This window comes from Thermomonas alba, from assembly GCF_022419205.1.
GTDB classification, from domain to species: Bacteria; Pseudomonadota; Gammaproteobacteria; order Xanthomonadales; family Xanthomonadaceae; genus Thermomonas; species Thermomonas alba.
On record NZ_JAJOZU010000001.1, the window covers coordinates 104,913 to 127,808 of the forward strand.

At 67.8% G+C, this 22,896-nt stretch carries 14 protein-coding genes and 5 tRNA genes; 14 read left to right on the top strand and 5 right to left on the bottom strand.

Annotated features, from left to right (window positions below):
- The first annotated feature begins 92 nt into the window (after window positions 1-92).
- The 10 genes from ML342_RS00505 (at window position 93) to recD (ending at window position 15,790) form a co-directional block, all read left to right on the top strand.
- The gene (locus ML342_RS00505) at window positions 93-1,532 is read left to right on the top strand and encodes an amino acid permease (protein ID WP_240124970.1); all 1,440 of its coding nucleotides are present in this window, start codon (window positions 93-95) and stop codon (window positions 1,530-1,532) included.
- 11 nt (window positions 1,533-1,543) lie between these two features.
- Window positions 1,544-2,503 (top strand): tRNA (adenosine(37)-N6)-dimethylallyltransferase MiaA, encoded by a 960-nt coding sequence (gene miaA / locus ML342_RS00510; protein WP_240124971.1) that lies wholly within the window; start codon window positions 1,544-1,546, stop codon window positions 2,501-2,503.
- A gap of 143 nt (window positions 2,504-2,646) precedes the next feature.
- The gene (hfq, locus tag ML342_RS00515; RefSeq protein WP_240124972.1) at window positions 2,647-2,922 is read left to right on the top strand and encodes an RNA chaperone Hfq; all 276 of its coding nucleotides are present in this window, start codon (window positions 2,647-2,649) and stop codon (window positions 2,920-2,922) included.
- A 61-nt stretch (window positions 2,923-2,983) separates the two neighbouring features.
- A complete protein-coding gene (gene hflX, locus ML342_RS00520) occupies window positions 2,984-4,291 on the top strand; it encodes a ribosome rescue GTPase HflX (protein ID WP_240125337.1) in 1,308 nt (435 codons plus the stop codon).
- Between the two features lie 41 nt (window positions 4,292-4,332).
- Window positions 4,333-5,403 carry an FtsH protease activity modulator HflK gene (gene hflK, locus ML342_RS00525; protein ID WP_338064973.1) on the top strand — a complete coding sequence of 357 codons (1,071 nt, stop codon included), beginning with the start codon at window positions 4,333-4,335 and terminating at the stop codon, window positions 5,401-5,403.
- Window positions 5,400-6,263 carry a protease modulator HflC gene (gene hflC, locus ML342_RS00530; protein ID WP_240124973.1) on the top strand — a complete coding sequence of 288 codons (864 nt, stop codon included), beginning with the start codon at window positions 5,400-5,402 and terminating at the stop codon, window positions 6,261-6,263. The genes hflK and hflC overlap by 4 nt, the downstream gene beginning before the upstream one ends.
- Window positions 6,264-6,266: 3 nt before the next feature.
- Window positions 6,267-6,455, top strand: coding sequence for a DUF2065 domain-containing protein (locus tag ML342_RS00535; protein ID WP_240124974.1), 189 nt, complete (start codon window positions 6,267-6,269; stop codon window positions 6,453-6,455).
- 58 nt (window positions 6,456-6,513) lie between these two features.
- Entirely contained in the window at window positions 6,514-10,212 is a 3,699-nt protein-coding gene (gene recC / locus ML342_RS00540) for an exodeoxyribonuclease V subunit gamma (protein ID WP_240124975.1), read from the top strand.
- An 11-nt stretch (window positions 10,213-10,223) separates the two neighbouring features.
- Window positions 10,224-13,931 (top strand): UvrD-helicase domain-containing protein, encoded by a 3,708-nt coding sequence (locus tag ML342_RS00545; RefSeq protein ID WP_240125338.1) that lies wholly within the window; start codon window positions 10,224-10,226, stop codon window positions 13,929-13,931.
- The gene (gene recD, locus ML342_RS00550) at window positions 13,928-15,790 is read left to right on the top strand and encodes an exodeoxyribonuclease V subunit alpha (protein WP_240124976.1); all 1,863 of its coding nucleotides are present in this window, start codon (window positions 13,928-13,930) and stop codon (window positions 15,788-15,790) included. The genes ML342_RS00545 and recD overlap by 4 nt, the downstream gene beginning before the upstream one ends.
- Window positions 15,791-15,844: 54 nt before the next feature.
- On the opposite strand, the gene ML342_RS00555 is transcribed toward recD, so the two are convergent.
- From ML342_RS00555 to ML342_RS00575, 5 genes are all read right to left on the bottom strand, one after another.
- A tRNA-Leu gene (locus ML342_RS00555) sits at window positions 15,845-15,929 on the bottom strand.
- Between the two features lie 45 nt (window positions 15,930-15,974).
- Window positions 15,975-16,050, bottom strand: a tRNA-Lys gene (locus ML342_RS00560).
- A 68-nt stretch (window positions 16,051-16,118) separates the two neighbouring features.
- Window positions 16,119-16,195: transfer RNA gene (locus ML342_RS00565), tRNA-His, on the bottom strand.
- A 25-nt stretch (window positions 16,196-16,220) separates the two neighbouring features.
- Window positions 16,221-16,297 (bottom strand) — tRNA-Arg (locus tag ML342_RS00570).
- A 35-nt stretch (window positions 16,298-16,332) separates the two neighbouring features.
- Window positions 16,333-16,409 (bottom strand) — tRNA-Pro (locus ML342_RS00575).
- Window positions 16,410-16,685: 276 nt separating this feature from the next.
- Here ML342_RS00575 and tig point away from each other — a divergent pair.
- The 4 genes from tig to lon all read left to right on the top strand — a co-directional run bounded on the left by tig (window position 16,686) and on the right by lon (window position 22,840).
- A complete protein-coding gene (gene tig / locus ML342_RS00580; RefSeq protein ID WP_240124977.1) occupies window positions 16,686-17,978 on the top strand; it encodes a trigger factor in 1,293 nt (430 codons plus the stop codon).
- Window positions 17,979-18,038: 60 nt separating this feature from the next.
- A complete protein-coding gene (clpP, locus tag ML342_RS00585; protein WP_240124978.1) occupies window positions 18,039-18,662 on the top strand; it encodes an ATP-dependent Clp endopeptidase proteolytic subunit ClpP in 624 nt (207 codons plus the stop codon).
- A gap of 172 nt (window positions 18,663-18,834) precedes the next feature.
- The gene (gene clpX / locus ML342_RS00590) at window positions 18,835-20,124 is read left to right on the top strand and encodes an ATP-dependent Clp protease ATP-binding subunit ClpX (RefSeq protein ID WP_240124979.1); all 1,290 of its coding nucleotides are present in this window, start codon (window positions 18,835-18,837) and stop codon (window positions 20,122-20,124) included.
- A 238-nt stretch (window positions 20,125-20,362) separates the two neighbouring features.
- On the top strand, window positions 20,363-22,840 hold the full coding sequence (gene lon, locus ML342_RS00595; RefSeq protein ID WP_240124980.1) for an endopeptidase La: 2,478 nt from the start codon (window positions 20,363-20,365) through the stop codon (window positions 22,838-22,840).
- The last annotated feature ends 56 nt before the right edge of the window (window positions 22,841-22,896 follow it).

Consider the following 22,896-nt stretch of genomic DNA (forward strand, 5'->3'; position numbering starts at 1 on the left):
GCCGGGGAGGGGCGGCGCGGAATCGTCAAGCCGGCAGCGATGCGGCACACTGCACGGCATTTGCCACGAATGCCACGAACGGGAGGGGTGCCATGGCGGCATGGCTGCGACGCAAGGATATCGACCAGGTGACGGTGCACGAGGCCGGGCGGCGGCTGGTGCCCACCCTGGGCTGGCCGCATCTGGTGGCGCTGGGGATCGGCGCGATCGTGGGCACCGGCATCTACACCCTGATCGGGGTCGGCGCCGATAAGGCCGGCCCGGCGGTGCTGCTGTCGTTCGTGATTGCCGGGCTGGTCTGCGCCTGCGCGGCGCTGGCCTATGCCGAGTTGGCCACCCTGATGCCGGCCGCCGGCAGCGCTTACACCTACAGCTATGTGGTGCTGGGCGAGCTGATCGCTTGGGTGGTGGGCTGGAGCCTGGTGCTGGAATACACCCTGGTGGTGAGCACGGTGGCGGTGGGCTGGTCCGGGTATTTCGTCGGGTTCCTCGGCTGGGTGCAGCAGCACACCGGCTGGGCGGTGATGCTGCCGCCGGCGCTGGCCGAGGGCCCGCACGTGGCGGGCGGGCTGGTGAACCTGCCGGCGATCGGAATCATTTTTGTCGTGGCCGGAGCGCTGATCATCGGCACCCGCGAGAGCGCCACCGTGAACGCGGTGCTGGTGGTGCTCAAGCTGGCGGCGCTGGCGGTGTTCGTGGCGGTGGCGCTGCCGGCATTCGAACCGGCCAACCTGCATCCGTTCATGCCCTACGGCTTTTCCAAGTCGGTGGATGTGGACGGCGTCGAGCGCGGGGTGATGGCGGCCGCCGCGATCATCTTCTTCGCCTTCTACGGCTTCGACGCGATCTCCACCGCCGCGGAAGAGACCAAGGACCCGGGCCGCAACCTGTCGATCGGGATCGTCGGCTCGATGGTCGGCTGCACCCTGATCTACCTGCTGGTGGCGCTGGCGGCGGTGGGCGCCATGTCGTTCACCGTGTTCGGCAAGAGCGCCGAGCCGCTGGCGTTGATCCTGCGCGAGCTGGGCCATCCGAACGCGGCGCTGGCGATCGGGATCGTCGCCATCGTGGCGCTGCCGACCGTGCTGCTGGCGTTCTTCTATGGCCAGAGCCGGATCTTCTTCGTGATGTCGCGCGACGGCCTGCTGCCGCGCGGGCTGTCGAAGGTCGGGCCGCGCGGCACCCCGGTGGCGATCACCGTGTTCACCGCGCTGCTGACCGCCGCCCTGGCCGGGGTGGCGCGGCTGGACGAGATCGCCGCGCTGGCCAACGCCGGCACCCTGATCGCCTTCACCGCGGTGGCGGTGTGCCTGCTGGTGCTACGGGTGCGCGACCCGGCGCGCCCGCGCGTGTTCCGCACGCCGTGGGCGTGGCTGGTCGGGCCGCTGGCGATCCTCGGCTGCGCCTACCTGTTCCTCAGCCTGCCGCAGCGCACCCAGCTGTGGTGCCTGGCCTGGAACGGGTTCGGCCTGCTGGTGTATCTGCTGTATGCGCGGCGCCACAGCCTGCTGGGCCAGGGCCGCGATGCGTGAGTGAGATGCGCATGTCGGCGGATCGCCGCCCGCCCGCGATCGCGCTGATGGGCCCGACCGCCTCGGGCAAGAGCGCGTACGCCATCGCGCTGGCGCGGCGGCTGGGTGGCGAAATCGTCAGCGTCGATTCCGCGTTGGTCTATCGTGGGCTGGACATCGGCGCGGCGAAACCCACTCCGGAAGAGCGCGTCCGGGTGCCGCACCACTTGGTGGATGTCTGCGATCCCTGGCAGCCGTTCTCGGCAGCGGAGTTCGCGCAGCAGGCGCGGGCGGCGATCGACGGCATCCTCGCGCGCGGGCGGCTGCCGGTGCTGGCTGGTGGCACCGGGCTGTACTTCCGCGCTCTGCTGGACGGGCTGTCGGAGATGCCGCAGGCCGATCCAGATCTGCGCGCTGCATTGGCCGCGGAGGCCGCCGAGCGTGGCTGGGCGGCGCTGCATGCGCAGCTGGCGCGGGTCGATCCGGAGGCCGCCGCGCGCATCCACTCCACCGACGCGCAGCGGATCCAGCGCGCGCTGGAGGTCTATTGCCTGAGCGGCCGCCCGATCAGCGACTGGCAGCGCAACGCCCGCACGGCGCGGCTGCCGCTGCGAGTGCTGAAGCTGGTGCTGGCCCCGTCGCAGCGGACGCTCCTGCATGCGCGCATCGAGGCCCGCTTCGATGCGATGCTGGCTGCCGGCTTCCTCGATGAAGTGCGCCGGCTGCGGGCGCTGCCGGCGCTGGCCGCGCATCCCGATCCCCTGGCGTTGCCGGCGCTGCGTGCGGTGGGCTACCGCCAGGCGTGGGAGCACCTGGACGGCGCCTGTTCGCCCGCGGAGTTCCGCGCGCGCGCCATCGCCGCCACCCGCCAGCTGGCCAAGCGCCAGTACACCTGGCTGCGCGGGGAACTGGACGTGCGCTGGTTCGATCCTGCTGGACAGGCCGCGGCGCTGGATGCCGCGGTGGACGCCTTCCTGGGCGCACGCAGGTGAGCACGCCGGCGGGTATGCGGCGGTAGCCGTCTGCGCTAACATCGAACGGCCCGCCGCTGGCGGACGGGCGCGGGGCCGAGCAGCACCCACGGGCATCGGCTCACGTCATACCAACAACAACACACGACAGCCACGGGGAATCCATGTCGAAGTCGCAGTCCTTGCAGGACCCGTTCCTGAACGCGTTGCGCCGCGAGCGCGTGCCGGTGTCGATCTACCTGGTCAACGGCATCAAGCTGCAGGGGACGATCGAATCGTTCGACCAGTTCGTGGTCCTGCTGCGCAACACCGTCAGCCAGATGGTCTACAAGCACGCCATTTCGACCGTGGTGCCGGCGCGCAACGTGCGCCTGGGCGCGGCCGGCGCGCAGGAGGCCGACGAGGGCGCGGCCCCGGCGGTGCATGCCGAGGCGGAATGAGCCTGGCGCAGGCTTGCAATCCTGGGCCCGGCGCCCCACCTGAGGCGTAATGCCTACCCAACTGTTCGAACGTTCGCGCGGCGGCGAGAACGCCTTGCTGATCCAGCCCCACGCCGGCGGCCCGCCCGCCGAAGGCGTGCTCGAGGAGTTCGTCGAACTGGCGCGCTCGGCCGGCGCGAACGTGGTCGCCATGTTGACCGCGCGTATCGACAAACCCAATCCGTCGATCTTGATCGGAAGCGGCAAGCTGGACGAAGTGAAGGCGGCCTGCGAGGCCACCGGCGCCGACCTGGTGCTGGTCAATCACGCGCTGACCCCGGTGCAGGAGCGCAACCTCGAGAAAGCGTTGCAGCGCCGGGTGGTGGACCGCACCGGCCTGATCCTGGACATCTTCGCCCAGCGCGCGCGCAGTCACGAGGGCAAGCTCCAGGTGGAGCTGGCTCAACTGCGCCACATGGCCACCCGCCTGGTGCGTGGCTGGACCCACTTAGAGCGCCAGCGTGGCGGTTCCATCGGCCTGCGCGGGCCCGGCGAAACCCAGCTGGAGACCGACCGCCGCCTGCTGCAGAAGCGCATGGACATGCTGCAGAAGCGCCTGGAGAAGGTGGAGGTGCAGCACGCCCAGATGCGCCGCGCGCGCGTGCGCAGCGAGCTGCCGCGGGTGGCGCTGGTGGGCTATACCAACGCCGGCAAGTCCACTTTGTTCAACGCGCTGACCGGGGCGGATGCTTACGCCGCCGATCAGCTGTTCGCCACCCTCGACCCCACCGTGCGCCGGATCGAGCTGCCTGGTGGCGGCGTGGTGCTGGCCGACACCGTCGGCTTCGTGCGCGACCTGCCGCACGAGCTGGTGGCCGCGTTCCGCTCCACCCTGAGCGAGGCGCGCGAAGCCGATCTGCTGCTGCACGTCATCGATTCCAGCGATCCGCTGCGCGATGAGCGCATCGCGCAGGTGGACGCGGTGTTGCACGAGATCGGCGCCGGCGACCTGCCGCAGCTGCGGGTGTTCAACAAGATCGACCGCATCGAGGGCGCCCAGCCGCGCCGCGATGCCGATGGTGGGGCGGTGTGGCTGTCGGCCCGTGACCGGCTCGGACTCGACCTGCTGCGCGAGGCGCTGGGTGAGCGCCTGGGGCTGCGTCGGGTGACCGGCCTGGCGCGCCTGCCGGCTGGCGCCGGGCGCCTGCGCGCGCGCCTGCATGCGCTGCGCGCCGTGCGTGAGGAGCAGCCGGTGGATGACGGCTGGCTGCTGCAACTGGATTTGCCTCTGGTCGAGGCCCTGCGCCTGGCTGCGCAGCCCGACGGCGCCGCACTGCGTCCCCTTCTTCCGGCCACGGCGCCGGAGCATCCCGTAGAATCCCCGGCATGACGACACGAAGCGATGGCCCGCGCGGGCCCAAGGCGATCTGGATGGCCTGGAACCGGCCCGGTGGCGGCAGCGGCAGGCCCCGCAGCGGCGTGGGCCGCATCTTCGACGGTTTGCCCAATCTGGGTGATGGCAGCCCGCTGCGCTGGCTGGGTCTGCTGCTGGCGCTGTGGCTGGTGTTCAACTGCTTCGTACTGGTGGCCGAGCAGCAGCGCGGCGTGGTGCTGCGCTTCGGCCGCTTCGACCGCATCATGCAGCCCGGTCCCAACTTCAAGCTGCCGTGGCCGATCGAGCGCGTGATCAAGGTCAACGCCACCCAGATCAAGAACTACGAGGACCGGGTGCCGGTCCTGACCCGCGACGAGAACATCGTCGAGGTTTCGGTCAACGTGCAGTATCGGGTGGCCGATCCTACGCTGTACCTGTTCGGCACCCGCGACGCCGACGAGGTACTGAAGCAGGCTGCGCTGAGCACCGTGCGCGAGCAGGTCGGCCGCTCCGACCTCGACACCGTGCTGGGCGCGCGCGAGCAGCTGGCGGTGGCGGCGCGCGAGCGCCTGCAGAAGTCGCTGGAGATCTACCGCACTGGGCTGGTGGTGACCGAACTCAACCTGCCCGACGCGCGCCCGCCGCAGCAGGTCAAGCCGGCGTTTGACGATGTCAACAGTGCGCAGCAGGACAAGGAGCGCCTGATCTCCGAAGCGCGCGCCTACGCCGCCAAGGTCGTGCCCGAGGCGCGCGGCCAGGCGGCGCGTGTGCGCACCGTGGCGCAGGGCTACAAAGAGGCGGTCATCGCGCGGGCCAGCGGCGACGCCGAACGCTTCAGCCTGCTGGTGACGCAGTACAAGGCGGCCCCGGAGGTGACCCGCAAGCGCCTGTGGCTGGAAACCGTGCAGGACGTGCTGGCGAAGAACCGCAAGGTGATCGGCGGCGACGGCCGCCAGCTGATCTACGTGCCGATGCCGGCGGCCGGCAGCAAGCCGGCGACTGCGGATGCCACAGCGCCGCTGCTGACGCCGGAGCAGCTGCCGCCGGCCGCGCAGGCGGGTGCGGAGGATGCGGCGCGTCCGCCGCGTGCCGGACGCCCCGCTGGGCGTGAGGAGGTGGTGCGATGAGATTCCCGGCATGGATGGCGGCGGTGGTCGCCGCGCTGGTGCTGCTGATGGGGTCGGTGTTCGTGGTCAACGAAGGCCATTCCGCGATCGTGCTCAACCTGGGGCGCGTCAGCCGCGTGGGGCTCGGGCCGGGGCTGCACTTCAAGTGGCCGCTGGTGGAGAGCGTGCGCGTGTTCGACCAGCGCCTGCAGGTGCTGCCGGCCGAGCCGGAGCGCTATTTGACCTCCGAGCGCAAGGACGTCAGCGTGGACTTCTTCGCGATCGGCAGGATCGAAGACCCGCGCGCGTTCTACCGCGCCACCGGCGGCGACGAATCGGCGGCGGTGGATCGCCTGGCGCCGATCATCAAGGACGCGCTGCGCAACGAGATCAACGCGCGCACCCTGCAGCAGGCGGTGTCCGGCGACCGCACCGAGATCGTCAAGAGCCAGCTGGCAGTGATCAACAAGGGCGCCGCCACCCTCGGCGTCCGCATCCTAGACCTGCGCATCAAGCAGCTGGATCTGCCTACCGATAGCCGGGTGATCGAGGACGTCTACAACCGCATGCGCGCGCAGCGCCAGCAGGTGGCCAGCCGTCTGCGCGCCGAAGGCGAAGAGCAGGCCAACGAGATTCGCGCCGGCGCCGACCGCGACCAGCAGGTGATCCTGGCGGAGGCCGAGCGCGATGCGCAGAAACTGCGCGGCGAGGGCGATGCCGAGGCGGCCCGCATCTATGCCGAAGCGGCCAGCCGCGATCCGGGGTTCTACGCCTTCCAGCGCAGCCTGGAGGCGTACCGCAAGGCCCTCGCGGATGGCGAGAGCGTGATCGTGCTGGATCGCAACGACCCCTTCCTGCAGTACCTGCGCGGCGAGCGCTGAGCAATGGCCGACCTGTGGGCCGCGCTGTGTCTGGTGGCAGTGCTGGAAGGCCTGTTCCTGTTCGCCGCTCCCGGCGCCTGGAAGCGCACCGCCGCGCGCATGCTGGAACTGAGCGACGAGCAGGTGCGGCGCGTGGGCGGGGTGATCTTGATGCTCGGGCTGATTGCCCTGTGGCTGGTGCGCGGCGCTTGATCCGCAGGTGCGGGCGTGCGTCTCAGCCCGTGCGACGGGGATGGGCTTGAATGGAGCCGTGAGTGCAGGCAAGCGCGAGATGACCGAAGACCACCCCGACGCTGGCTTGATCCTGTTCCGCGCCAGTCGACTGGAGGCGTTGCTGGAACCCTTGCAGGCACTGCTCGCGCAGACCCGGCCGGCGCATCCACTGGCGCCACAGACAGTGATCGCCGCGCACCCGGGCATGAAGCAGTGGCTGACCGGCGCCCTGGCGCGCAAGGCAGGCTCCGGCGGGATCGTGGCCAATCTCGATGTGTTGCTGCCCAGCGCCTGGCTGGATGCGCTATCGAACGCGCTGCTCGGTGAGCGTGCGATCGCGCTGCCGCGCTACCGCCGGATGCACCTACGCTGGACATTGCACGCCCTGCTGGGGGAGCCCGCCCGGTTCGGCGTGCGCGATTCGCGGCTGCGCGCCTATCTGCAGGCAGATGCCGGCGAGGATGAGCGCGCGCTGCGGCGCTTTCAGCTGGCCGACCGCCTGGCCCGGGTGTTTTCACAATATTTGGTGTATCGCAGCGATTGGCTGCTGGCTTGGGAGGCGGGCAAGTCCTGCTACGCCACCGCAGGGCGCAAGCAGGATGCGCTGCGCGCGCTGGAAGCAGAGTGCCTGGCGCCGCTGTGGCAGGCCGTGGCCGGCGCCTTGGGCGAGCACCGCGCGCGTCTGGTGGAGGCGATGGTCGGGGCCTTGCGAGCCGGCAACGGGGCGCTCGAGCCGCTGCATGTGTTCGGCTTGTCGCATTTGCCGCCCGCCGAGCTCGCGGTGCTGCGCGCCTATGCGCGCCGCGCGCCGGTGTTCCTGTACGTGCCGGATCCCTGCCGCGAGTACTGGGGAGGGCTGCACCGGTCCGAGGGCGGCTGGCCGGCGGTAGCGGCGTGGCAAGCCTTTCGTGATGAGGAACAGGCCCGTTTCGACGATCCCGACGCACTCGACTGGCGCGATCAGGGCCATCCGCTGCTGGCGCGCTGGGGACGTTTGGGGCAGCACTTTTTCGCCATGCTGGTGGAAGAAGGTGACGTGCGCGAAGACATCCGGCACTGGGGCGACACCGAGGACGCTGTGCCGCGTGATCGCCTGGCGCGGCTGCAGGAGAGCATTCGCCGGCTGCAACCCGATCTGCTGCGGGAAGATGCGGCCGATCCCGCCGCCGCTGCCGATGCCAGCCTGCGCATCCACCTCTGCCATACCCGCCTGCGCGAGCTGGAAGTGCTGCGCGATGCGCTGCTGGATGCGATCGACAAGGACGGCGTGCGCCCCGGCGACATCGTGGTGATGGCGCCGGACATCCAGGCCTATTTGCCCTTGATTCCCGCGGTATTCGGCGAGCCCGGCTCTGCCCAGGAGCGGCGGCTGCCCTATCACCTGGCGGATGTGCCGGTGGCGCGCAGCCACCGGTTGTTCGCGCTGCTGCAAACGCTGCTCGACATGGGCGCATCCCGCATGACCGCGCCAGAGGTGGCGGATCTGCTGAGCGTGAAGGAGGTGCGAGCCGCGCTGGCCCTGGAGGCCGATGATGCCCAGGTGCTGATCGACTGGTTGCGCGAAAGCCGGGTGGCGTGGGCGCTGGATGGCGCGCACAAGCAGGCGCTGGGGCTGCCGGCGCGCGCCGAGCACAGTTTTGCCTGGGCCATGGATCGCCTGCTCGCCGGCTACCTGATGGCGGATGCCGCGAGCAGCGCCGATCCGGAGGCGGTGCAGTTGGCGGACGGCACCCGCCTGCTGCCGCTGGCCGGGATCGAGGGGCCGTCTGCAGCCGCGCTCGGCAGCCTCGACCGCCTGCTGTGCGAACTGCAGGCCTGGCGCGCCGTGGCCGAGGTCGAGCAGCCGGCCAGCCGTTGGGCCGTGTGGCTGCGCGAGCGCCTCGACGCGCTGGTGCGGATCGACCCCGACGATGCCGGGGCGCGCGCCGCGCTGTCGGCGCTGCATCGTGCCATTGCCAATCTCGCGGCGGAACCGGCGCGCAATGGCGAGGATCCGCCGCTGCGGCTGGCGGTGGTGCGCGAGGTGCTGCAGGACGCGCTGGCGGCCGTTCCCGAGCGCCAGCGCTTCCTGCTGGGCGGGATCACCTTCTGCGGCATGGTGCCGCAGCGTGCGATCCCGTTCGACGTGGTGTGCGTGCTGGGACTGGACGAAGGCGCGTTCCCGCGGCGGGTGGCCGACGGCGGCATCGATCTGATGGCGCGCCTGCCGCGGATCGGCGACCGCGACGTGCAAAGCGACGATCGCTACCTGTTTCTGGAAACGGTGATGTCGGCGCGCAAGCGCCTGCATCTGTCCTATATCGGCCAGGGCGTGCGCGATGGCAAGCCGCGCAACCCGGCTGCGCCGCTGGCGGAGTTGATGGCGGAACTCGACGCACGCTGCGGTCTCGATCCGGAAAACGGCGAGGCCGTGCGGCCGTGGCAGGTGAAGCATCCGCTGCAGCCGTTCGATGCACGCTATTTCGATGGTCGCCATCCGGCGCTGTTTTCCTATTCCTCGGCGTTCGCGCGCATGCACGGCGAGGGGAGGGCGCGGCTGCCGCGCCTGCGCGACGGCGATCAGCCGGCTCCCGAGCCGCTGCCGGATCCGCTGCCGCTGGCGATGCTGGAAAAGTTTTTCAAGGATCCGGCCAAGGCGCTGCTGAAGGATCAGCTGCAGGTGTCGCTGGATGCGCTCGATGACGAGGCGCGGCTGGCGGAGGAGGAGCCGCTGAATGAGATTGCCCGCATCCATGCGGTGGCGCGCAAGGTCTTCCTGCAGCAGGTGCTGCCGCGCCGCTGCGCCGATCCGGATTGGATCTGGGACCAGCGTCCGCCGGCATGGGTGGAACTCGGCGGCCTGCTGCCGCCGGGCGTCGCCGGCGCGCAGATTTGGGCAGATGAGGTCGCGGCAGTGGAGGCGCTGTGGCAGCGCGCGCAGGCCACCGGCCGCTTCGATGCGCGCAGCCAGCAAGGCCCGCGCACGCTCCACCTGGACGTACCGGTGTGGCTGCCAGGTGATGAGGGGGGCACCGACGGCATGCCGCGGCGTCTTATCGGAACCCTGCGCGACGTATTCCCGCTGGCAGGATCGGAAAACGGGTTGCAGGTGGTGTTTGCCTATCCTGCGCCGAACGATCAGAAAACCCGTTTGCAGGATCACAAAAGCGCATTGAGCTTCAAGCAGCGCGTGCCGGCGTTCCTGCATTGGGCCTTGCTGCGTCTTCACAACTCGGGTGATGGCGAGGCGGCGCCGGCACCGGTGCGGCTGACGTTGCTGCTGGATGGCGAACCGGTGTTCGTCACCCGCATCAATGCCTGGGACGAGGCCTACTGCGCAGCCGATGCGGACACGCGCGCCGGCCTGAGCGCGGATCTCAGGCGCCGTGTGCGCGGATTGATCGCGGTGCTGCGCAGCTGGCGCGACGGACGCTCGTGGCTGTATCCACAGACCGGCTGGAAGGCAGCCCACGCTGCGATTTCGGATCCACATCGCACCGCTGCTGCCATGGCGGCGAAAAAAGAATGGGTCAGGGACTTCGGCGAAGGTCGAGGCGAGCGCGATCACGCCCCCGGCTATGCGCGACTGCTCGAAGGCGATCTGATCTTCGGTGAGCACGCAAGCGATCCGGACGCCACTGCGTTGCAGGCGCTGCTGGATGACGCCCGCCAGGTCATCTCATTGATCGCGCTGGATGAGGTAGCGACACGCGAAAACACCCGGATGGATGCGAACGCATGCGAGGAACGGGCATGAGTGGGCAGGTGATGCCGCCGCAGGACTGGACTTGCCTGCCGCTGACCGAGGGCGGACGCAGCCTGGTCGAAGCCAGCGCCGGCACCGGCAAAACCTGGACCATCGCGGCGCTCTACCTGCGCCTGCTGCTGGAGCGACAGCTGTCCCCGCGCCAGATCGTGGTCAGCACCTTCACCAATGCTGCCGCAGCGGAACTGGGCGATCGCCTGCGTGCCAAGCTGCGCTGGGCGATCGCGGAAGCCTGGTCGTATCGTGAGGATGCGCCGGATGACGCGGCCGAACGCTCCGACAGGCTTTGGCTGCGCGCGCGCTGGCGGCGCGACCAGCAGGCGATCGCGACGGATGTCAAGCGCTTGCAGGCCGCATTGACGGAGCTCGACGGCGCGCCGATCGGCACTTTGCACAGGCTGTGCTCGCGCATCCTTGCCGAGCATCCGGTGGCCGCTGGGGCCGCGTTCCGCAACCGCGAGCTCGTCGATGGCAAAGCGCTGCAGGCAGCGCTGGCAAAAGATCTGTGGCGGGTGATTTCGCAGGGCGAGGACACCGATGAGCTGGTCGCGCTCGCGCGCGCGACCGATATCACGCTCAAGAAGCTCGATCGCTATATCCCCATCCTGCTACATCCAGACGCAGTGGTGGAGCCAGTCGATCCGGCGACCATCACAACGATCATCGCCGGCGTGGTGGGGGATGTCCGTGCCTGGATTGCCAATGTGCGCGCGGTGCAGGCTTCCGATGGCCTGGTCGATCACAGGCGCCGGCTGCCGAAAGCTTGGTATGCGCTCGCCGATGCGCTGGAGGCCGAGGATGGAGATGTCCTCGGCGTGCTGAAGGAGTACCGGAAGGATCTGCTCCAGGCTTCCTTGCGGGAGGGTATCAACAAGGCCGGTCAGACCGATCCGCTGGTGCTCGGGCTGGTTCAGCGATCCGCGGGAATCGTCGAGTCCATCGATCTGGTGACCCAGGATCGCGCCAGCCATGTGCCGCTGCGGCGCTTCCTCGCCGCTGCCCAGCGCTGGTGCCGCAAAACCCTGCAGGCCCGTCTGGAGGCGGCCAATCAGCTCAGCTTCGACCAGCTGCTGGTCGCAGTGCGCGCCGCGCTGGCCCCGCGCGACGGGCAGCGGGCGCTGGCGGATGCGCTGTTCGCGGTTTGGCCGGTGGCGCTGGTGGACGAGTTCCAGGATACCGATCCAGTGCAGTTCGGCATCCTGGATGCGATCTACCGGGACGCGGACGGCGCCCCGCGCGGCCGGCTGGTGATGATCGGCGATCCGAAGCAGGCGATCTACCGGTTTCGCGGCGGCGACGTGCAGGCTTACGAACGCGCGAAAGCGGATGTCCCGATCGCCGATCGCCTGAGTCTTGGGGTCAACCACCGCTCGAGCCGCGCCTATGTCGAGGCGGTCAACCAGTTCTATGAAGCCACCGGCCTCACACTGGGGCCGGAAACATCGGACACGCCGATCCGCTACGCGCGGGTCGAGGCCAGTAGCCGGCGCGACGATGCGCCGTTGTGCTGCGGCCCAGATGCAAAGCCAGTAACCCGCCCACTGGTGCTGCACCGGATCGATCCGGAGATCGCGCCGTCCGATCTCGAGGCCCATGCCCTGCGCGCCTGCGCAAAGCAGATCGTGCAGGCGCTGTCAGAGCAGGGTTACCGTATCGGCAGCAGGCGCTTGCAGCCCGGCGACATCGCCGTCCTATTGCCGACCAACGGTCAGGTCGAGCGCTTGGCGGCGATACTCAAGGCGCACGGTGTGCCCTGCGTGATAAGCGCGCAGAAGAGCGTGTTCCAGACCGAGACCGCACGCGAGTTGCGGTTGATCTTGCACGCCGTGCTGAATGCGCACGATCCGCGCTGCCTGCGCGCTGCGCTGGCCACTCGCCTCTTGGGTGGAAGTCTGGCAAGCCTGCAGGCGCTGTCCCGAGATACTGCGGCATGGGATCGCCATTCCGGCGATTTCCATCGGCTGCATGCCATGCTCGAGCGCGGCGGTCCGCTCGCGCTGGTGGCAGGGTTGCTGGAAAGGCATGCGCAGCGTCTGTTGGAGACGGTGCAGGGTGAGCGCATTCTCACCGACCTGCGTCATCTCGGCGAGCTGTTGCAGGAGGCCTGGCAGCGCGATGGGAGTGGCGAGCGGCTCTTGGCCTGGTTCGCCGATCAAATGGAAAGCGACGGCGAGGACAGCGACGCCGTCGACGCGCGCGCGCTGCGCCTGGAATCGGATGCCCAGCGGGTTCAGGTCATGACCCTGCATGCAAGCAAGGGGCTGGAGTTCGGCGTGGTGTTCCTGCCGCTGATGTGGAAGCACCGACGTTCCAGAGCCTCCGAGCAAGCACCACAGCTGCTGTCCAGCGCGGATGGCAGAGTCAACTATCTGGTCGAAGACGAGGCCAGGGAGCTGGTCAGGCAGCAGGAGTACGAGGAGCGCTTCCGCGTCCTTTACGTGGCTCTGACGCGCGCCATCCATGCTTGCCATGTGTTCGTCCTGCCGGAACCCTGCAAGCCCAGTCCGCTTCTCATGGCGAAGGCGAAATCGCCGCGCGCCGCCGTTGCCGAGATGCAGAAAAACGACGGCTTGACTCCGGTCATCCGCAAGGCGCGCTCCAGAGAGGTCGCCCTCAATGCGCTCTCACTCGAGGCGCTCGCACGCGGCCGGCCGGCGCGCTACATCGAGATTCGCCAGGGCTGGGACGTACCGAACCCGTCTGCATGGAGAGAGGAAACCCCCGACGTGAGCCTGCGCGCAGCGCGTCCTTTGCCGGCGCCGCTTTCTGGCCCGCTGCCGATGCTGCATAGCTTCACGACGCTCAATGGCGGCGCCGGCCATTCCACAGGTGCCGAGGCGAGCGCAGCGGAGGATGAGGTGCAAGCCGCGCCGGCGGATATCGAACAGAGCGTGCCGGTCTCTGACCTGGCCGCGGATGCCGGCGTGGACGCGGCCACGCACCCTGAGCTCGATGCGCTCTCCGCCATTGCCGGCATCGAGTTCGGCAACGCCGTGCATGCGCTGTTCGAGCATCGTGCGCCGGGATGTCCTATCACGCCTGAAAACGTGCTCGCCACTCTGCAGGAGCACGGCATCCAGCTAGACCATGGCGCAATGCAGACGCTTTCCGTCGATCTCGCACGCCGGCTCCAGGCCGTACTGCAGACCCCGCTGGCCGACGTGGGCGGGCCGCGGCTGTGGGATCTGACCGCAGGGGACATGCGCGCCGAGCTGGAGTTCCACTATCTGCTTGATGGAGTGTCGCTGAGCGCGTTGCGCAAGGCGTGCGCCGAGCATGGCGAAGCCGAGCTCGTGCCCGCGCGCGAGCAGATGCTGGCAGGCCTGATGACCGGCAAGATCGACCTGGTGTTCGCCCATGGCGGCCGCTTCCACGTGCTCGACTACAAGGGCAACCGCCTCGGCGGCGGTCTGCGCGCCTCGCTCCAGGACTATGCGCCGCCCGCGCTGGAGATAGCGATGCGCACCAGTGGCTACCGGTTGCAGGCGTTGCTGTACACGGTCGCGCTCGAGCGCTATCTGCGCGCGCGTCTTGGCGATGCCTACCGCCGCGATCGTCATCTCGGTGATTGCTGGTATCTGTTCATCCGTGCCGTTGGGCTGCGTCTACCCGACGGCACGCCCTGCGGCGTGTGGCGGCACCGCTTCGACGACGGGTTGCTGGATGCCGTCCAGCACGTGTTGGGGCTCGAATGGAAGGCGGTCGCATGAGCTTTCGGGTTGCTGGCGAGAGATTCGGTTTCACCTTGCCGCCACGTTGTGATGCGGTGCCCGATGGCTGGCGCGATCTCGATCGCGCGGTCTGGCGCTGGGTGCTGGCGCATGGTGGAGATGCCGCGACTGCATTGGCGGCAGGCTGGCTCAGTCACGCGGAGGGTGAGGGACATAGCGCGCTGTCGCTGCGCCGGACTGGTCAAGACGGCCGGCCGCTGCTGGATGCGGCCCAGCGCGCGGCGCTGGCGTGCAGTCCGCTGGTGACGAATCTGGCACGAGGCGAGATTGCGCAGGATCGGCCGTTCGTGCTGGATGGCGATTCTCTGTACTTGCTGCGCAACTATCGGGCGGAAGTCTTCATAGCCGATGCGATCCGCGCCCGGCGTGCCGCTGCTCGCCCGCCACGTTGCCCGGTCACGCGCGGCGATTTGCGCGTGCTGTTCAATGGCAGCTGGCAGGATGGCGAAGAGCGCCAGCGTGCCGCCGTGTGCCAGGCGGTCGGGCGTCGCCTGATGATCTTGACCGGCGGGCCCGGCACCGGCAAAACCACCACGGTCCTACGCATGCTGCTCGCGCTATCGCGTGAGCATCACGCGCATACCGGAGCTCTGCCGCAACTCCGGATTGCCGCACCTACCGGCAAGGCCGCGCAGCGGCTGGCGGAATCCTTGCAGCAGGGTGTCGATCGTTTGCAGGCCGGCCTGCTGTCCGTCGGTCAGGACTGGCTGCCGCATCTGCAAGCCGTGCAGGCCATCGAGGCGGCTACCGTGCACCGTCTGTTGGGCAGCCGCGGCCACCGCGGTGGCTACACCTATCATGCCGACGAACCGTTGCCGGCCGACATCGTGGTGGTGGACGAGGCTTCGATGCTCGATCTCGGCATGCTGCGCGCCTTGCTCGCGGCGTTGCGCGATGATGCCGTGCTGGTGCTGGTCGGCGATGCCGACCAGCTCACCTCGGTCGGCACCGGCTCGGTGATGATGGACGTGGTGCAGGCGCTAGAGGCCGATCCGCGTGGCGATCTGGTGCGGCTGTCGCATTGCTTTCGCGCGGATCGCGCGCTGGTGCCGATCAACGAGGCCGTGCGCTCGGGGGATGCGGCCGCGTTTGCGTCCGCCATCGCGGCAGCGGCGGTGCATCAGGTGCCGGATGTCGTCAGTCTGCGCCGCCGCGTCTTGGCCTGGGCGCGAGATCTGCAGACGACGTTGGCGCAGGCCGGAATCGCCACGCCGGTGGATGTGGGCGATCAGCAGGCACTGGCGGCGCGTCTGGCGGTGCTACGCCGGCAACAGCTGCTGTGCGCACTGCGCGAAGGCCCGTTTGGGGCAGTGCAGGTGGCCCAAGCGACCGCGGCGCGCTTGCGCACTTGGGACGCCTTGTCTCCGTGGGCGGACGGGCAGTGGTATCCAGGGCGCTGCGTGATGATCACCCGCAACGACCATGCTGCACGCCTCTACAACGGCGATGTCGGTATCTGCGTGCTGGTGCAGGAGGCGGGCACGTCACGTCTGCAGGTCGCGTTTGAGGGTGCGCAGGATCCGGGCGTGAGAGAGGCGGGATCATCCGCGTCCAGTGTCCGCCTGCTGGACCCGGGCGCCCTGCCTCCGCACGAGGACGCATTCGCCATCACGGTGCACAAGAGTCAGGGTTCCGAGTACGACCGCGTGGCAGTGCTGCTGCCGCCGGATCCGACCTCTCCCTTGCTGGTCCGGCAGCTGCTCTATACCGGCGTTTCCAGGGCCAAAACCGCGCTCGAGCTGTGGGCGATGCCAGAAGTCACGCAAAAAGCCCTGGCCACTGCCTTGGTCCGGCATGGCCAGTTGGCGCGCAGGATCACGGGCCCGCCTCGCGGGTAAGGGCGGCGTCGGCATCCGGCGGCCAGGTGGCGTGTGGCCGGAGGCGCGGAAGGCTGGTGCGAAAGGCGGGACTCGAACCCGCACGCCTTGCGGCACTGGAACCTAAATCCAGGGCGTCTACCAATTCCGCCACTTTCGCGATGTTGCTAAAAAAAACGCCCGGGGTCGCCGGGCGTTTCGGGTCTGGTGGGCCGTCAAGGATTCGAACCTTGGACCTATTGATTAAGAGTCAACTGCTCTACCAACTGAGCTAACGGCCCGTTAGACGGATATTGTAGCAGACATCCTGCGTGCTGCAAGCCCTTCGGATGGGCTGCCGGGAAAGGGGTGGGGTGGCTGATGGGACTCGAACCCACGACAACTGGAATCACAATCCAGGACTCTAACCAACTGAGCTACAGCCACCACAAGGACAGCGTTTTCGACACATTGGCGCGCCCGGCAGGAATCGAACCTGCAACCACCGGCTTAGAAGGCCGGTGCTCTATCCGGTTGAGCTACGGGCGCCCGGGCCGGAAAAGGGATGCTGGTTGCTGCCGGAGTGGTCGGGGTAGAGGGATTCGAACCCCCGACATCCTGCTCCCAAAGCAGGCGCGCTACCAGACTGCGCTATACCCCGCCGGCAGAACCGACACACCCCGGCGGCCGCCAGCAGTTGCGGTCGCCTGCCTTCCGCGGCGCGCCAGCGCAACGAAAGGTCGCGTATTGTCTGGCGCCGGCGCGCGCCTGTCAACGCGGACGTGCGACGCGGACGTGCGCCCGGCGCGGCAAGATGCTGGCACCGTCTTCGGAAATCGGCGAAACTAATGCGTTCCGCGCGGCTCCGGCCGTGCTGATGTCCATTCCATCCCGTCGCAACCGGGTTCGCGGGAACCCGTCCAGGAGTCATCGCATCATGCAAGTCTCGGTCGAATCCATCGGCAATCTCGAGCGCCGCATCATCCTCAGCCTGCCTGCGGGCGACGTCGAGAGCCAGGTCGGCAATCGCCTGCGCGAGATTGCGCAGAACCTGCGCATCAAGGGGTTCCGCCCCGGCAAGGTGCCGGCGAAGGTGGTGGAGCAGAGGTTTGGATGGCAGGTGCGCGCCGAGATCGTCGATGGACTGCTGCGCCAAGGGCTGGACCAGGCCGTGCGCGAGCACGCGCTGCGGGTGGCCGGGCTGCCGCAGGTGATGCCGAGCGAGGATGCCGCCGAGGGCGAGCTCAAGTACGTGGCATCGGTGGAGCTGGTGCCGGATTTCGGCGAGCTCGACATGAGCAAGCTCGAAGTGGTGCGCCATACCGCCGAAGTCACCGAGGCCGATATCGATCGCATGCTGGAGAGCCTGCGTCAGCAGCGTGCCAGCTGGCGCACGGTGGAGCGTGAGGCCAAGGCGGGTGATCTGGTCAATCTCGAGATTACCAGCACGGTGGATGGCGTGCGGACCCCCGCGGAGGGCGTCGAGAAGAGCTCCACCGTGCTCGGTTCCGCCGCGCTCTATCCGGAGGTGGAGTCCGCCATCGTCGGGATGCGCGCCGGTGAGGAGAAGACCATCGACGTCACCCTGCCGGCCGACTGGCACGTGCCGCAGTTTGCCGGCAAGACCATCACCTCCACCTTCAAGCTGGTGAGCGTGGCCGAGCAGGTGCTGCCGGAGGTGGATGCCGCCTTCATTCGCAGTTTCGGGGTCAAGAGTGGCGATCTGGAGCAGTTCCGCGCGGAAATCCGCAGCAACCTGGAGCGCGAGCTGAAGGGCGCGCTGATGAATCGTCTGCGCCGCGAGGTGGGCGAGCAGCTGGTGGCTGCCTATCAGCACGTCGAGCTTCCGCCGCGCCTGGTGGAGACCGAGGCGCGCGCGCTGCTGGCCAGCGCCACCGAGGATGCCCGCCGTCGCGGTCAGGTTCTGGAGGCAACCCCGGAGGCCTTCCAGGAGGCCGCCCGTAAGCGCGTGCTGGTGGGGTTGCTGGTGGGCGAGATCGCGCGTCGCAACCAGCTGCGTCTGGATCCGGCCCGGCTGAACGAAACCTTGCGCCTGATTGCGTCTACCTACGAGCAGCCGGAACAGGTCATTGCGTTGTACCGCAACGATCCCCAGTTGATGCAGAGCCTGCAGACCCGCGTGATGGAGGAGCAGGTGATCGACTGGATCGCCGAGCGCGCCAAGCACACCGAGCAGGCGCTCAGCTTCCAGGACGCGATCAGCCAGTAACGCGCCTGGCGCCCCTGCCGCGCCGTGCGGCAGGGATTTCTGAACGAACAGTGAGGTAGCATGGAACCGATCAAGAATCTCAACCTCGTCCCGATGGTGGTCGAGCAGACCAGCCGCGGCGAGCGCGCGTACGACATCTATTCGCGCCTGCTGAAGGAGCGGGTGATCTTTCTGGTCGGCGGGATCGACGATCACGTGGCCAACGTGGTCGTGGCGCAGATGCTGTTCCTCGAGGCCGAGAACCCCGAGAAGGACATCAGCCTGTATATCAACTCGCCCGGCGGCATCGTCACCGCGGGCATGGCGATCTACGACACCATGCAGTACATCAAGCCCGACGTGAGCACCATCTGCGTTGGTCAGGCCTGTTCGATGGGGGCGGTGCTGCTGGCGGCGGGCGCCAAAGGCAAGCGCTATGCGCTACCCAACTCGCGGGTCATGATTCACCAGCCGCTGGGCGGTGCCCAGGGGCAGGCCACGGACATCGACATCCAGGCGCGCGAGATTCTGGCCATGCGCGAGCGGCTCAACGAGATCCTGGCGCGGCATACCGGCCAGCCGATCGAGACCATCGCCCGCGACACCGACCGCGATAACTTCAAGAGCGCTGAGGCCGCGCGCGAGTACGGTCTGGTGGATGAAGTGCTGGTGCGGCGACCAGACGAGTCGATCCAGGCGTCCTGAGCCGGATCGCGCATCTGACCTGGGCATGGATGGCCGGGCTTGAGCTGCGCACTGCACGGCCGATAACGGAATCGTGCGGGCGTGAACCCCCGGCACGGCACCCTGCCAGGCTTGGCGGGAGGGTGTGCTATCCTCGGACAAAAGCCGTGACAGTGCGGCGAGTGAGTGGCAAATGAGCGAAGACCGTCAGGGACGCAATCCCAGCGACAGCGGCAAGATTCTGTATTGCTCTTTCTGCGGGAAGAGCCAGCATGAGGTGCGCAAGCTGATCGCGGGCCCCAGCGTATTCATTTGCGATGAATGCGTGGATCTGTGCAACGACATCATCCGCGAGGAACTCGAGGAAAAGGCGCAGGCCAACCGCAGCGCGCTGCCCAAGCCGCGCGAGATCCTCGAAGTGCTCGATCAGTACGTGATCGGCCAGCAGCGCGCCAAGAAGACGCTCGCGGTCGCGGTGTACAACCACTACAAGCGAATCGAAAGCCGTCAAAAGTCCGATGACGTCGAGCTTGCCAAGTCCAACATCCTGCTGATCGGTCCGACCGGGTCGGGCAAGACGCTGCTGGCGGAGACGCTGGCGCGCATGCTCAACGTCCCGTTCACTATCGCCGATGCGACCACCCTGACCGAGGCCGGTTACGTCGGCGAGGACGTGGAGAACATCATCCAGAAGCTGCTGCAGAAGTGCGACTATGACGTCGAGCGGGCGCAGCAGGGCATCGTGTACATCGACGAGATCGACAAGATCAGCCGCAAGTCGGAGAATCCGTCGATCACCCGCGACGTGTCCGGCGAGGGCGTGCAGCAGGCGCTGCTCAAGCTGATCGAGGGCACCATCGCCAGCGTGCCGCCCCAGGGCGGGCGCAAGCATCCGCAGCAGGAGTTCCTGCAGGTCGATACCCGCAACATCCTGTTCATCTGCGGCGGTGCGTTCGCCGGACTGGAAAAGGTGATCCAGCAGCGCTCCAGCGAGGCCGGTGGCATCGGTTTCGGGGCCAAGGTCAAGAGCAGCCAGCGCAAAGCCGACGTCGGCCAACTGCTGGCGCAGGTGGAGCCGGAAGACCTGATCAAGTTCGGCCTGATCCCTGAGTTCGTCGGCCGGCTGCCTGTGATCGCCACCCTGGAGGAGCTCGATGAAGCCGCGCTGATCCAGATCCTGACCGAGCCCAAGAACGCCATCACCAAGCAGTTCAAGAAGCTGTTCGAGATGGAGGGTGTGGAGCTCGAGTTCCGCCCGGACGCGCTGGCGGCGATCGCGCGCAAGGCGCTCAAACGCAAGACCGGCGCGCGTGGCCTGCGCACCATCGTGGAATCCGTGCTGCTCGATACCATGTACGAGCTGCCGTCGCTGCAGAATGTCAGCAAGGTCGTCGTCGATGAGTCGGTGATCGAGCACAAGTCCGAGCCGTACCTGATCTACCGCAACGTGCCGGCCTCGCCCAAGGTGGCTGCCGCCGACTAAAAATGCGCGCGGCCTGGCCCGAAAAGGAACCGCGAAGGCCGCCGCGAGGCGGCCTTCGGCGTTTCCGGGAGCATCCTGGCCTTAGGTCGCCTCGCGCATTGCCTGAACCGTCTGCCTGAACCGTCCCGGCAGCGTCCGGGGTCAACGGCCGGTGAGCGCTTGCAACACGCCGCGGTCAGCCCCATAAACACAGCACGGTGGCAGCCGTTGCTACCAAGAGAGATTCCGGAGCCTTCCCATGGCCGCATCGAACGATTCCGCCACGAGTCCTTCCCGTGTGTTGCCCGTATTGCCCCTGCGCGATGTCGTGGTGTTTCCGCACATGGTCATCCCGCTGTTCGTCGGGCGCGAGAAGTCCATCCATGCGCTCGATCTTGCGGTGGAGGGCGACCGCCAGATCCTGCTGGTGGCGCAAAAGACCCCGGATACGGACGACCCTGGCGCCGCCGACCTGCACCAGGTCGGTACCCTGGCGCAAGTGTTGCAGCTGCTGAAACTGCCGGACGGCACCATCAAAGTACTGGTCGAAGGGCTGGCGCGCGCACGGGTGAGCAACGTGCAGGTTCGCAATGGCGCGTTGTTCGCCGAGGCCGCGGAGACGTCCACCGGCTCCAGCCGTGATGAGCGTGAGTTGCAGGCGATCGCCCGCACCTTGTTGTCGCTGTTCGAGCAATACATCAAGAGCAGTCGCAAGCTGCCTCCGGAGCTGCTGCAGACGCTGGCCGGAATCGAGGATCCCGATCGTCTGGCCGACACCGTGGCGGCGCACCTGGGGGTGCGCCTGGCCGACAAGCAAAAGCTGCTGGAAACCCTGGATAGCGGCGACCGCATGGAGCTGCTGGTGGCTCTGGTCAATGGCGAGATCGACGTGCAGCAGATGGAGAAACGCATCCGCGGCCGGGTCAAGTCGCAGATCGAGAAGAGCCAGCGCGAGTACTACCTCAATGAGCAGATGAAGGCGATCCAGAAGGAGCTGGGTGAGCTGGAGGATGCGCCGAACGATCTGGACGAGATCGCCAAGAAGATCGCCAAGGCCGGCATGCCCAAGGCGGTGGAGGCCAAGGCCCGCGCCGAGCTGGCCAAGCTCAAGCAGATGTCGCCGATGTCGGCCGAGGCCGGGGTGGTGCGCAACTACCTCGACTGGCTGCTGGGCGTGCCGTGGTCGACCCGCAGCCGGGTGCGCAAGGATCTGAAGGCGGCGCAGGAGACCCTCGATGCAGACCACTACGGGCTGGAGAAAGTCAAGGAACGTATCCTCGAATATCTCGCGGTGCAGGCGCGGGTGAGCAAGATGAAAGGGCCGATCCTGTGCCTGGTCGGACCGCCGGGCGTGGGCAAGACCTCGCTCGGGCAGAGCATTGCCAAGGCCACCAACCGCAAGTTCGTGCGGATGGCGTTGGGCGGCGTTCGCGACGAGGCCGAGATCCGCGGCCACCGCCGCACCTACGTCGGTTCGATGCCCGGGCGGATCGTGCAGAGCTTGAACAAGGTTGGCACCAAGAACCCGCTGTTCATGCTCGACGAGATCGACAAGATGTCGATGGACTTCCGCGGCGATCCCTCATCGGCGCTGCTGGAGGTGCTCGATCCCGAGCAGAACCACGCCTTCAACGACCATTATCTGGAGGTCGATCTCGACCTGTCCGAGGTGATGTTCGTGGCCACCGCCAACTCGCTGAACATCCCGGGGCCGCTGCTGGACCGCATGGAAGTGATCCGGATCGCGGGCTATACGGAAGAAGAAAAGCTCAACATCGCCACCCGCTATCTGGTGCCCAAGCAGCTCAAGGCCAATGGGTTGCGCGAGGGTGAGCTGGTGATCGCCGAGTCGGCCATTCTCGACATCATCCGCTACTACACGCGCGAATCCGGCGTGCGCAATCTCGAGCGCGAGATCGCCAAGATCGCGCGCAAGGTGGTCAAAGACATCGCTCTGAAGGGGGCGCAGACCAAGAAGCCCAAGGGCGAGGCGACCAAGCCGGTCCATATCACCGCCAAGACGCTCGAGAAGTACCTGGGCGTGCGCCGCTACGATTTCGGTCGCGCCGAGGCCGAAAACGAGATCGGTCTGGTGACCGGGCTGGCGTGGACCGAGGTCGGCGGCGACTTGCTGCAGATCGAGTCCACCTTGGTGCCAGGCAAGGGCGCGCTATTGCTCACCGGCCAGCTGGGCGATGTGATGAAAGAGTCCGCTTCCGCCGCGCTGAGCGTGGTGCGCGCGCGCGCCGAGCAGCTCGGCATCCCGCTGGATTTTCTGCAGAAGCACGACGTGCATGTGCATGTGCCTGACGGCGCCACGCCCAAGGACGGCCCCAGCGCCGGCATCGCGATCGCCACGGCGCTGGTATCGATGCTGACCAAGGTGCCGGTGCGCCACGACGTGGCCATGACCGGCGAGATCACGCTGCGTGGCAAGGTCACCGCGATCGGCGGGCTGAAGGAGAAGCTGCTGGCGGCGCTGCGGGGCGGGATCAAGACCGTGATCATTCCCGAGGAGAACCGCAAGGACATCGCGGAGTTACCGGCTACCGTCACCCGCCATCTGCAGATCGTGCCGGTGAAGTGGATCGACGAGGTGCTAGACCTGGCGCTGGAGCGCCCGCTGCCTGTCCGCAAGGGCGATGCCAGGAAGGCGGCGCGCAAGGCGCAGGCGCAGGCGCTGGCCAAGCCCAAGCCGCGCAGCCGTGCTGGCAGCCGCGTCCCCGTCAAGCACTGACGACGGGAAAACGGTTAGAGCCGTCACAGGTTTGCTCGCCAATCGCCGAAACCCGC

Bases quoted from the DNA above. Each gene is read 5' to 3' on its own strand.
- ML342_RS00505 (WP_240124970.1), top strand. From the start codon at position 93: ATGGCGGCATGGCTGCGACGCAAGGATATCGACCAGGTGACGGTGCAC.
- miaA (WP_240124971.1), top strand. From the start codon at position 1,544: ATGTCGGCGGATCGCCGCCCGCCCGCGATCGCGCTGATGGGCCCGACC.
- hfq (WP_240124972.1), top strand. From the start codon at position 2,647: ATGTCGAAGTCGCAGTCCTTGCAGGACCCGTTCCTGAACGCGTTGCGC.
- hflK (WP_338064973.1), top strand. From the start codon at position 4,333: ATGGCCTGGAACCGGCCCGGTGGCGGCAGCGGCAGGCCCCGCAGCGGC.
- hflC (WP_240124973.1), top strand. From the start codon at position 5,400: ATGAGATTCCCGGCATGGATGGCGGCGGTGGTCGCCGCGCTGGTGCTG.
- ML342_RS00535 (WP_240124974.1), top strand. From the start codon at position 6,267: ATGGCCGACCTGTGGGCCGCGCTGTGTCTGGTGGCAGTGCTGGAAGGC.
- ML342_RS00545 (WP_240125338.1), top strand. From the start codon at position 10,224: ATGCCGCCGCAGGACTGGACTTGCCTGCCGCTGACCGAGGGCGGACGC.
- recD (WP_240124976.1), top strand. From the start codon at position 13,928: ATGAGCTTTCGGGTTGCTGGCGAGAGATTCGGTTTCACCTTGCCGCCA.
- tig (WP_240124977.1), top strand. From the start codon at position 16,686: ATGCAAGTCTCGGTCGAATCCATCGGCAATCTCGAGCGCCGCATCATC.
- clpP (WP_240124978.1), top strand. From the start codon at position 18,039: ATGGAACCGATCAAGAATCTCAACCTCGTCCCGATGGTGGTCGAGCAG.
- clpX (WP_240124979.1), top strand. From the start codon at position 18,835: ATGAGCGAAGACCGTCAGGGACGCAATCCCAGCGACAGCGGCAAGATT.
- lon (WP_240124980.1), top strand. From the start codon at position 20,363: ATGGCCGCATCGAACGATTCCGCCACGAGTCCTTCCCGTGTGTTGCCC.